8 protein-coding genes and 1 riboswitch are annotated in these 10703 nt (G+C 45.4%); all 8 genes read right to left on the bottom strand.

What is annotated here, in order from left to right; genetic code table 11:
• Positions 1–104: 104 nt before the first annotated feature.
• The 8 genes from pepF to CSX02_RS05680 all read right to left on the bottom strand — a co-directional run bounded on the left by pepF (position 105) and on the right by CSX02_RS05680 (position 10270).
• Positions 105–1913, bottom strand: coding sequence for an oligoendopeptidase F (gene pepF / locus CSX02_RS05715; protein WP_031542289.1), 1809 nt, complete (start codon positions 1911–1913; stop codon positions 105–107).
• Between the two features lie 70 nt (positions 1914–1983).
• Positions 1984–2742 (bottom strand): ABC transporter ATP-binding protein, encoded by a 759-nt coding sequence (locus CSX02_RS05710; protein WP_099385961.1) that lies wholly within the window; start codon positions 2740–2742, stop codon positions 1984–1986.
• A gap of 3 nt (positions 2743–2745) precedes the next feature.
• Positions 2746–3753 carry a FecCD family ABC transporter permease gene (locus CSX02_RS05705; RefSeq protein ID WP_408607272.1) on the bottom strand — a complete coding sequence of 336 codons (1008 nt, stop codon included), beginning with the start codon at positions 3751–3753 and terminating at the stop codon, positions 2746–2748.
• A 13-nt stretch (positions 3754–3766) separates the two neighbouring features.
• On the bottom strand, positions 3767–4909 hold the full coding sequence (locus tag CSX02_RS05700) for an ABC transporter substrate-binding protein (RefSeq protein ID WP_099385959.1): 1143 nt from the start codon (positions 4907–4909) through the stop codon (positions 3767–3769).
• Positions 4910–4958: 49 nt separating this feature from the next.
• The gene (locus CSX02_RS05695; RefSeq protein ID WP_081826640.1) at positions 4959–5813 is read right to left on the bottom strand and encodes an iron transporter; all 855 of its coding nucleotides are present in this window, start codon (positions 5811–5813) and stop codon (positions 4959–4961) included.
• 28 nt (positions 5814–5841) lie between these two features.
• On the bottom strand, positions 5842–7032 hold the full coding sequence (locus CSX02_RS05690) for a sirohydrochlorin cobaltochelatase (protein ID WP_099385958.1): 1191 nt from the start codon (positions 7030–7032) through the stop codon (positions 5842–5844).
• Positions 7033–7162: 130 nt separating this feature from the next.
• A riboswitch (cobalamin riboswitch) is annotated at positions 7163–7342 on the bottom strand.
• Between the two features lie 90 nt (positions 7343–7432).
• Positions 7433–9043, bottom strand: a complete 1611-nt coding sequence (locus CSX02_RS05685; protein WP_099385957.1) for a spermidine synthase — start codon at positions 9041–9043, stop codon at positions 7433–7435.
• Positions 9044–9046: 3 nt separating this feature from the next.
• Entirely contained in the window at positions 9047–10270 is a 1224-nt protein-coding gene (locus CSX02_RS05680) for an alanyl-tRNA editing protein (protein WP_099385956.1), read from the bottom strand.
• Positions 10271–10703: the final 433 nt, after the last annotated feature.

Raw genomic sequence — 10703 nt, 5'->3', positions numbered from 1 at the left:
AAAAGCGTAGCAGCCAAAAACTGCTACGCTTAAAAAGTCTAACTTTTTGGGGTCACCTCACCGTGCATGGTTCCTTTTTTGATTGCTTTTTTGTTTCCGGTATTTTATTTGTTTTGCAGTTTCTCATAAGTTGCTTCTGCATCATCAAGAATACGTCCGAATTTTTCCAAAGCGCGATCAACCGGTTCAGGGCTGGTAAAGTCAACACCTGCATGCTTTAATTCGTCGATTGGATATGCGCTTCCGCCCATGGAAAGGAATTCCAGATAACGCTTTACAGCTTCCTCTCCGTCATTTAATACAGCCTCAGAGAGTGCCACTGCTGCGGAATAACTGGTTGCATACTTGAATACATAGAATGGTCTGTAGAAATGCGGAATACGCGCCCACTCATATTGTACTTCGTCATCAATCACCAGTTCCGGTCCAAAGTAATCTTCGATCAGTTTCTTATATAATGCATTCAAAGAAGCCTGTGTCAAAGCCTCTCCACGCTCTGCCATTGCATGTGCTTCGCGTTCGAATTCCGCGAACATGGTCTGGCGATAAACGGTTCCCTTGAATCCTTCGAGATACTGGTTCAATAAAGCCAGTCTCTCCATCGGGTCGGTGGTCTTTGCGAGCAGCTGCTCTACCAGGAGATTTTCGTTGACAGTGGATGCAACCTCAGCCACGAACAGTGTATAATCTGCATTCTGTGGTTCCTGTGTATGATTGGAAAGCCAGGTGTGCTGAGAATGTCCCATCTCATGTGCCAATGTCGACACGCTGTCGAGTGTTCCGGTAAAGCTGGTCAGGATAAACGGATTGGAATCATAAGTTCCGGATGAGAAAGCACCGCCGCGCTTACCCTGGTTTGGCATTGCATCGATCCAGCGATCATCATATGCCTGCTGTACGCGGGCTACATATTCTTTTCCAAGCGGCTGTACGGCATCCAATACCATCTGCTGTGCTTCTTCATAGGTATAAGACTTGTTGCTGCCACTGGTCAACGGGGTATAGAGATCATAATAATGTAATTCATCCACACCCAGAATCTTTTTGCGCAATGCCACATAGCGATACATCAATGGCATAAATTTGTGCACGCTGTCCACCAGTCCATCATATACCGATGCCGGTACATGCTCATGTGCCAGATGCATTGCACGGGAATTCTCATAGTGACGTACCTGGGCTTCCGCTACCGAGCCTTTTACACATCCATTATAAGCTGCGGAGAAGGTATTGATATGATCACGATATCCCTTGTAATAACTGCGGAATGCATTTTCGCGAAGGACACGGTCCTTGCTGTGCTGAAGCAGAATGAAATTAGCCTGTGTCAGCTGATGAACATTTCCCTCCGAATCGGTCACATCATCAAATTTCAAATCTGCATCCTGAAGATTTTCGGAAATCTTGTCCGGTGCCTGAAGGACTTCCGTAAATGCAGCAAGCAATGCTTCATTTTCTGCGGAAAGCACATGTGGCTTTTCGTCCATCAATTTTTGCATGCGGAAAGCAAACGGCTCCAATTCCGGTGCTTTTACCACTTCTGCAAGTGTCGCATCATCCAGTGATAAAATTTCCGGATCTGCGAATGAAAGTGCCTGCATATATTCAGCAATCACCAGATTTACTTTTGCATCCATGGTCTGTGCCTTGGAATCTCTGGTATCCTCGGTCAGACGCAGGCTGGCATAATTATAGAAATTGGAAACCTTGCGCTCCAGTTTCACCTGATAATCAAAGAATTTGCGAATGCTCTTGGCATCCTTCAAAGTTCCTTCGTATTCTTTTGCCTGATCAAGCAATGCTTTGACAGAAGCATAATCAGCCTCCCAGGCTTCATCATTTGCATAAAGTGTCGACAAATCCCATTTGTATTTGTCTTCGACATCTTTTCTTTCTTTTACAGTTTCTGACATCTCTACTATATCCTTTCTTTATAAGAATCATTCCTGTCTATTATAGCGCAAAAGTTAGTCAAAGCAAACATCAAATGTGATAAATCTGATGAAGTAATCCCGGTTCAATCGAAAAGAGCTGTTCCAGATAGGTCGGCTCAAATATTTCCTCCGGATTGCCAATCCGATCGATGGTTCTGTCTTTTGTAATGCAAACCACCGTATCCGATACTGCTTTTGCCAGCTCGAGTTCATGCAATGAGACCAGAATTCCAATCTGTTTTTCCTTTGCAAGCTTTTTTAAAAGCATCGCAAATTCCAGTTTGTATCCGATATCCAAAAAAGTGGTCGGCTCGTCGAGAATCAGGACATCCGGATTCTGTACCAATGCGCGTGCCAAAAGGACGCGCTGTCTTTGCCCGTCACTGATTTTTGCATAATCTGCTTCTTTTAATTCGTCGGCATGCACCAGGGCAAAGGCATCATCAATCATCGCACGGTCTGTATCAGTCAAATGTCCGCCCAGATCTGTATACGGATAGCGGCCGACCGCAACCACATCATAGCAGGTTGTATATTCATGGTTGGTGCGCCCAGTCAGCATCACAGAAATGCATTTTGCGCGCTCATTTGGTTTTGTCATCTCAAAATCCCTGCCATCAAGAAATACCTGTCCTGCAACGGGTGGCAGCATTCCCGCAATTGTTTTTAAGATGGTGGATTTTCCCGCGCCGTTTGGCCCGATCAAAGTTACGATATTTCCCGGGCGCACTGCGACCTTCACATCGGAGATCAAAGGCTGTCTGTCATATCCAACCGTCAGTTCTTTGGTTTCTATTACCTTTGACATTGCCTACGCCTCCTTCTTCTTTCTCATCAACATCGAAATCACAACCGGTGCCCCAAAGATTGCCGTAATGGTGCTGATACTCAGTTCCATCGGTGCAAACAATGCGCGCGCCAGCAAATCGGAAAGCAGGCAAAAAACCGCGCCTCCCATAAAGATTCCGGGGATCAGGATCTTTGGCTTGTCCGTGCGATACAAAATTCGAATCACATGTGCGGTCGCGATTCCCACAAAGGAAATCGGTCCGGCAAATGCCGTTACCGTAGCAGATAATATGGATGAAACCAGAATCAGACAAATACGAAATGCTTTTACATTCATTCCGAGACTCATCGCGTAGGCTTCCCCATATGAATAGGCCTCGATATTTTTTGCCATCAGCCGGGTAGCGATTGCTGCCACCACCACAATCGGGACAAAGCTTCGGACATTTTGCCAGCTGATTCCCGAGAAGCTGCCAAGCGCCCAGTTGTGCAGATTCACAATGTTTGAGTCTGCCGCAAAACTGACCATCAGTTCCGTAATTGCCGACGCGATATATCCGATCATGACACCGCATACAATCAGAATCGACATATTACGCACGCGTCGTGCCGCAAGAATGACAAATACCGTTGCGATTCCGGCGCCGATCAGCGATGCCAGAACCATCATCGAAGAGTGTAATCCAAATCCATAGCTGCTGGCCAGCACCATCAGCGCCGCAACCATCAGCTTCGCACCGGAAGAAATTCCAAGCACAAACGGACCTGCAATCGGATTGCCGAAAAACCGTTGCAAAAGATATCCCGACAATGCAAGCGCCCCGCCGAGGAAAACAGCCGCAAAGATGCGCGGCATGCGAATTTCCCAGATGATTTTTCCAATCACGGAATCTCTTTCGCTACCGGACAAAACCGCAAGGAGACGCGCCGGCGATATTTTTGCCGAGCCGACATATAAATTTATTCCGATCAGCAAAAACATCGCAGCAATCAATATGATATTTGTAATCAAAAATCTTCTTTTCAATATTTTCCTGCCTTTTTCAGCGGAGCTTTTTCAAATAGGAACATCCACTGTCATTCCCCTCAATGATATGATGAAAGTCCTGTATCACTTCCGCGATTTTACCTGTTTCCTGAAACATATTCATATTCGTGCAATAAACCTGTCCTTGTCTGACTGCACGAAAATCCGCAAACAATGCATTTTTTGAAATCAAATCATCCAGGTCCTTCACACCGCCGTCAATGGTTCCATTATATACCAGAATGTCCGCATCCACGGCCTCTTTATAAAAATCTTCCCACGTAATATTGATTGTGGAAAGCGCATTTTCCTCATCAATCTCCAAGCCGGCCAGCGCATACTCTCCGCCGGCAATTGCAATCATCTTTGTCAGATAGTCTCCCGGCTTTCTGACATTCAGATATCCGTTGGAAGACACATAAAACACGACCACCTTCGGATGTGAATCCGTGTCTTTTTGTTCTTCCAGTTGTTTCGTCAAATCCCGGACCGCATTTGCCTGCGCATCAAAGAAGTGCTCTGCCTCATCCTGCTTGCCCATCAGCAGTCCATATAGCTTGATCCATTCCAGTCGACCGAGCGGATGTGATTCGTAACTAGAGCGTTCGACCAGAACCGGAATGCCCAGTTCCTCCAGCTGTTCTTTGACCTTCGGCGCGTGATAAATCATCGTCGATTCGACTGCCAGCCTGCAATCCATGCCCAGAAGCATCTCATATTCCGGTGCGCTGTATTTGCCGACATAAAGAATCTGATTCTTCTCAATCCGTTCCCGCGCCTCCGGAATTTCATAATCCTGCGCCTTGGTACTGCAGGCTTTGATTGCATCGAGTGCATCCAATTGTCGAAACAAATCCATCGCTGCAGTGGCCGCAAGATAGACCGAATCAAGCGGTGCATGAAGCAAAGTTGCATCCGCAAATCCCAAATCCGTATCTTTTGCATTCTCCGGAATCAGGACATAATCATTGCCATCTTCAATCATGATATGCGCATATCCGCCCTCATAATAATCGACCTGAAACTGGTTTGCATATTCAAGTTCCATGCTGCCGGTCTTTTGTATTTTCTGTTCGTTTGTCTGTGTCATCTGCTGTCCGCATGCCGTCAACAGCAGGAGGCAAAGCAATAACACATGAAATATTATTTTTCTTTTCATCTTTCCTCAAAACGAATATACCCGCAACAAAAGTTGCGGGTGATAATTCTTACTTCTCCAGTGAAGCCAAATCAAATCGAATCACATATTCAATTTCGTGTGGCTTACTCATAGCGACCGTATCTGCAATCACCTGCAACGGTTCGTCCAGAGATGCCACCGGGATTTCAAATACCGAATTGCCGTCTGTATTGACCGGCTCATATTTGGTATCTGCAACAATCATATAATCATAATGCGGACTGCTCCATGCTACAGTAAGCACATAGGACCCCTTGCTTACAACCAGTTTTGCCGGTGAATCGATGGTTGCTTTCCCTGAGCCACCCTCAAGTGTCACCGCAATCTTATATTCGCCATCTTCAAGCGCATCTAAACCCTTCTCCTCAATCGGAGCAGAAACTGTCACCTTATGATCATACCAAACGCCCTTTTTGCCTAATAAGGCAACATCGAATTCCTCATCCAGAACCGGAACCGGAATATCAAATGCATTTACATTTTCAGTAGAACCATCCTCATATGTCACCGTTTCTTCTGTCGGATTCAAAAGCTTTGCGCCATCTTTTTGCGCATCCTCTGCCAGACCATAGAACAGGTTTACAATATTCTTGGAAGGCAGAACAATATGAACTGTTCCCTTTCCATCTTTCACGGTCAACTGTGCCTTGTTCTCATATACATCATTGATGTGAAACATCTTGTTGTCGGTCGTAAATTCTACGGTATATACACCATCTTCGAGATCAAGTGTTTCCGTCTCGGCAAGTTCCGAATCCTGCTGCGTTGATTGTGATAAAATTTCTTTCTGCTCTTCTTTTTTGCATCCGGTCAGAATTGATGTCGATGCGATTGCCAAAAGCAAAAATGCAATCAACAAGCTACGGTTCATAAATTTTTTCATAATATGTTTCTACCTCTAAAATTACTATTTACTTTATTGCATCAGCAATATGTGATACATAAATCTGCTGAACTGCTTCGATGGAGCCCAAACCGGAAATCTGTGTCTGAATATCGTCAAAGGCATTGGATGCTGTAAACATAGACTTCCATGAATCCTCATCATCTCCTGCCATGTCATTGTTTGCATGATCTCCCGCAACTACCATAAGCGGACGAAGAACCACATTTTTGTATCCGGCCTCCTTCAGCTTTGCGATGATATTTTCGCAGGAAGTCTCCTCCGGTTCCCCTTCTACGGTTCCGATAAATACATTCTTGTATCCAAGTGCAGTCACCTGTGTCTGCATCTGTGTATAGGTAACCTTTGCCTGATGGCTGGTTCCATGTCCCATAAATACAAATGCCACTTCATCATCAGACAGCTTTGTGTTCTCTTCGGATGCAGCGCCGATAATTGCCTTTGCAACTGCCTCTTTATCTTTGTTTGTGTCTTCTCCTGTTGCTCCAACTTCGCCAAGCAACGGCTCAGAAATCTTCACAGATTCAAATTTGTCGCGATACTGCTCAACCAGTTCCGACATTTCATCATATTCTGCACCATGCATCAGATGGGTCGGCTGAACGACAAGATTCTTCACATGATTTGCCACTGCGCGTTCCAATGCCTGCTGCATATTGTCAATCTTTTCTCCATCGCGCGCCTGCACATGATTGATGATAATCTGTGCGGTAAATGCTCTGCGGACAGACCAGTCCGGATAAGCTTTTGCGATTGCCTTCTCAATTCCGCCGATATCTTTTGCGCGGCTGTCATTAAAAGAAGTTCCAAAGCTTACAACCAGAATTTCGTTGTCTCCGATTTCATCCTGGTTAAGCGGATCGTCAAGAGACGCATCCCCGGTGTCTCTGCCAAAATAATCCGGATCTGCATACTGGCCTTCCACCAGTTCTTTCTGCGCATCCGTCAAAGCATCCCATGCCTTCTTTGCAGCCTCACACTGTGCATCTGTCTCATCCGTGCGCTCCTGCACATAGATCGCATCAATCAAAGCAGCTACAGCATCCGCAGCTTTCTGATCTTCGGATTTAGCAGACTCTGTTGATTCCGTCTTGTTTTCTGTCGCTGTTTTCTGCGTATTTGCATCTCCTGCGCCACAACCGGCAGTCATGGTGATACAAAGCGCAGCAACAAGTAATAATACTGTTTTCTTTTTCATGATCATTTCTCCTAATAATACTTTTTTACAATATGGGCACAAAAAAAGCCCATATTCCAAATAGATTATAGGCACACAAAATAAAAGGTCTTCACCTTTTCCGTAACGGCACGATCAATTCCTCGTGATCATATGTACCCAATCAAAGGCAGGTTTCCTGACTTATGCCATTTTGCCAATACCGCCTTCCCGGTTGCCCAGTGGCATGTGGTATCCGCGATGCAATCACAGTGACGAGATCATGCAGGCCTCTCACCTGCTTCCCTTTTACCCGTTGGCCCTACCACAAATCCTGCATCGGCCTGTGATAGTCAGCGGCACCTTCGATTGTCTCTATTCTATTGTCTGTTCCGGAACATAGCAATCATATCAGTTTTTTCACATTGGTGCAAGGCACGAATCACAAAAACAAATCAAAAATTGCCGATAATCCGCCCTCTTCATAAATTCCGCGATAATATGTCACTTCATCCATAATCAAATCATCGATGACCTTCATGCCAAGCAGTTCCACCGGTGCCCGGTCATCGGTCATACAATAATTGCCCGGATGATATGCTGACAGATTCTCCGACAGAAGCTGCATCATCTGCGAAAGCTCATCATTTGTCTCCTGCACAACATTGGATGAGAATCGCTCCATCATCTTTGGATTGTTGGACGCAAACAGTTCACGGTTCGTCGAAGACTGTACATCCACCGTATAGATTTCCGAAAAGGCATGCGAGATGGTATCTGCCAGATACTGGTTGATATTTCCCTCCTCTTTGCCGCGCATATTCATATTGACCACCATCACGCCATCGTCCGTCAGATGTGCGCGCACCAGTTCAAAGAATTCCACCGAAGACATCTGAAAAGGAATCGTGATATCCTGATAGGCATCCACCATAATCACATCATATTTGCGATCGATTGCATTCAAATATGCACGCCCGTCATAACAGGTCACATGCACAGACTTCGGCAATTCAAAATATTGTTCCGCAAGTTCTGTAATCTTTTCATCAATCTCAACCCCTTCGATATTCGGATTGTCAAAATACCGCATGCACTGCGTCGCAAATGTACCGGTTCCATTTCCGAGGATCAGAATATCCAGCTGTGGTTTTTCATGCACGCCAGCCATGAAAGGCGCCGCCATCGCATAATCATAATACATGCCTGTCAATCCCTTTTCCTTGCGATAAACAGACTGTACTCCAAACAGAACATTCGTCGACAATACAACATCCTTGTCATCTTCATATACCTGTAGATAATTGTAAATGGATTCTCCCTCATAAGTCAGATTCGACTGCCAGAAAGCAAAGCTGTTATCATGGCCGAGAATGCAACAGATAAGAAAGAGAACCAGACTAACCGATACCTTCCCGGCCTTGAAAAAATTTCCTGCATTGCTCACAAAATAGACTGCACACAATAATAGCAGGATGCCCGCAAAAATCAAAAATGATACACTTGTTCCCACCGCCGGAATACTGATAAATGTCGGCACAAAGGTACCAATGATGCTTCCAATGGTGTTGGATGCATTGAGCTTGCCCACAATGCTGCCACTGTCATCAAGACTGTCCACCGTAAATTTCACAAGAGACGGTGTGACCGTTCCCAGCAAAAAGAGCGGGAAAACAAAAATAATCATGCAGGCGACAAACCCCGCTATCACAAGAAAATTACTGTTTACCGCAAAAATCAGTAGCCCCGAAATACCGATGATCAGATATTTTCCCACCACCGGGATTGCTGCAATCCAGATTGCCGCAATCAGGATACGACCATATAATTTGTCCGGATTGGGATCCTTATCCGCTTTTTTGCCTCCATACAAATTGCCCAGTGCCATCGCAATCATAATGGTTCCGATGATGATTGTCCAGACAATCTGCGAAGAACTGAAATACGGCGCCAACAGTCTGCTTGCGCCCAGTTCCACTGCCATGACGGACATGCCCGCAAAAAACTCCGTCAAATACAAATACCATTTGTTCTTTAAAATCCTTCTCTCCATGGTTTACTCACTTTCCTGATTTTCCCCAAAATGCTCCAATAGATCCCGAATCTGTGCTTCTTTGGCTTGCACCGATCCCTGTACCATCTGCGGACTGCCTCCGCCCTGTGCACCAATCTTTTCTTTCATCTGTTTCGCGACTTCCCGGCAATCCACGGTTTTCGATCCAATGATGAATCGATATCCATCTTTGCTTTGCGAGAATAATGCAGCTACTCCGTCATGTCTTTCCATCATCAGATTGACCGTATCACGCAATGCCTTTCCCTCGATTCCCTCTGTAAACAAAATCACATTGGTCTGTCCATCTGGAACCTCTTCGATCTGCTGCAGGAGCAATTTGCGGTTTGCATCACCCAATTGTCCCTTTGTTGCAGAGAGTTCATTCTTTAATTTCGTAATATTATCGGCAATCTGATGCGCATTGGTCGACATCAGCTCCACGAGTTCGTTGAGAATATTCATCTGCTCTCGAAATGCGTATAATGCGCGCTTTCCGCACAAAAAGCTGATGCGCATGCCACCCCTGTGGCTTTGCATATTCATGATTTTAAATCCGCCGATTTCACCGGTTCTGCTCACATGTGGCGCACAGCAGGCACAAATATCAAATCCCTCAACCGTGACAATGCGGATGTCTCCATCGATTTCCTTCTTGCTCCGGTAGGACAGATTCCGCAGTTCCTCCGGTGTCGGGTAATATGCCGTCACCGGCACATTTGCTGCGATGGCTGCATTCACTTCATCTTCTGCCCGGTCTAACTGTTCCTGTGTCAGTATCCCATCAAAATCCATCGTAACAATCTGATCACTCAGGTGAAATCCGACATTTTCAAATCCATAATCCCGATTCATAATCCCGGAAAAAATATGTTCTCCCGTATGCTGCTGCATATTCGAGAATCGATGTGCCCAGTCAATCTCGCCCTTGATGTTCATCCCATTTGCAAGTTTTACAGTTTCCGGTACTCCCGCAATCAAATGAATGATCTGCTCCTCGCCGGTTGCTTCATCTTTTTGAATCTGCACATCCGCAATCGGGATTTTCACCTTGCTGCCCTCTATGACAATGAATCCCCGATCCGCTGTCTGACCGCCCTCTTCCGGGAAAAAAGCAGTCCGGTCCAGCTGAAGGCGATAACCGTTTTCTGTCTGTTCACATGCGGTTATTTGTGCCTCAAATTCTTTCAGATATGCATCCTGGTCATACAATTTTATTGTCTGCATCTATATTTCATTCAATCCTTTCCAACACAATTTGCTTAAATTGTATCAGACTCCGTTCGCATCTACAATCCTCTTTCCGCGCGATTACCATTCACAGCATGTATTGCCTGACATCCTCGCCCCATGGTCCCGGTACGCCCTTCACTTTGCAAGAATATTTTGGTTTTCATATATGCAAAAGCACGCATACTGATTGACATGTGTCTTTTGAATGCCTGTACAATTTTGAAAAAAAGGTTTATCGTTGGCGGACACACAAAAACGATTGTATATGTACTTCTCATCTAAAGGATACCCGGGTGAATTGGAGTGAGCCCTAGTGAAATAAAAATGAGTTTTGATGTTTATAGGCATGCGCCGCCACGGAAGGCGACGCAAATGCGATTGCAACACGACGTTGCGTAATGCATGGTGCCTATAAACACAAAACTCA

This window comes from Agathobacter ruminis, assembly GCF_002735305.1.
In the GTDB taxonomy this organism is placed as follows: domain Bacteria; phylum Bacillota; class Clostridia; order Lachnospirales; family Lachnospiraceae; genus Roseburia; species Roseburia ruminis.
Note: the sequence above shows the minus strand (reverse complement) of the source record. Positions and strands in the feature narration are given on the sequence as shown.

Bases quoted from the DNA above. Each gene is read 5' to 3' on its own strand.
- pepF (WP_031542289.1), bottom strand. From the start codon at position 1,913: ATGTCAGAAACTGTAAAAGAAAGAAAAGATGTCGAAGACAAATACAAA.
- CSX02_RS05710 (WP_099385961.1), bottom strand. From the start codon at position 2,742: ATGTCAAAGGTAATAGAAACCAAAGAACTGACGGTTGGATATGACAGA.
- CSX02_RS05700 (WP_099385959.1), bottom strand. From the start codon at position 4,909: ATGAAAAGAAAAATAATATTTCATGTGTTATTGCTTTGCCTCCTGCTG.
- CSX02_RS05695 (WP_081826640.1), bottom strand. From the start codon at position 5,813: ATGAAAAAATTTATGAACCGTAGCTTGTTGATTGCATTTTTGCTTTTG.
- CSX02_RS05690 (WP_099385958.1), bottom strand. From the start codon at position 7,032: ATGAAAAAGAAAACAGTATTATTACTTGTTGCTGCGCTTTGTATCACC.
- CSX02_RS05685 (WP_099385957.1), bottom strand. From the start codon at position 9,043: ATGGAGAGAAGGATTTTAAAGAACAAATGGTATTTGTATTTGACGGAG.
- CSX02_RS05680 (WP_099385956.1), bottom strand. From the start codon at position 10,270: ATGCAGACAATAAAATTGTATGACCAGGATGCATATCTGAAAGAATTT.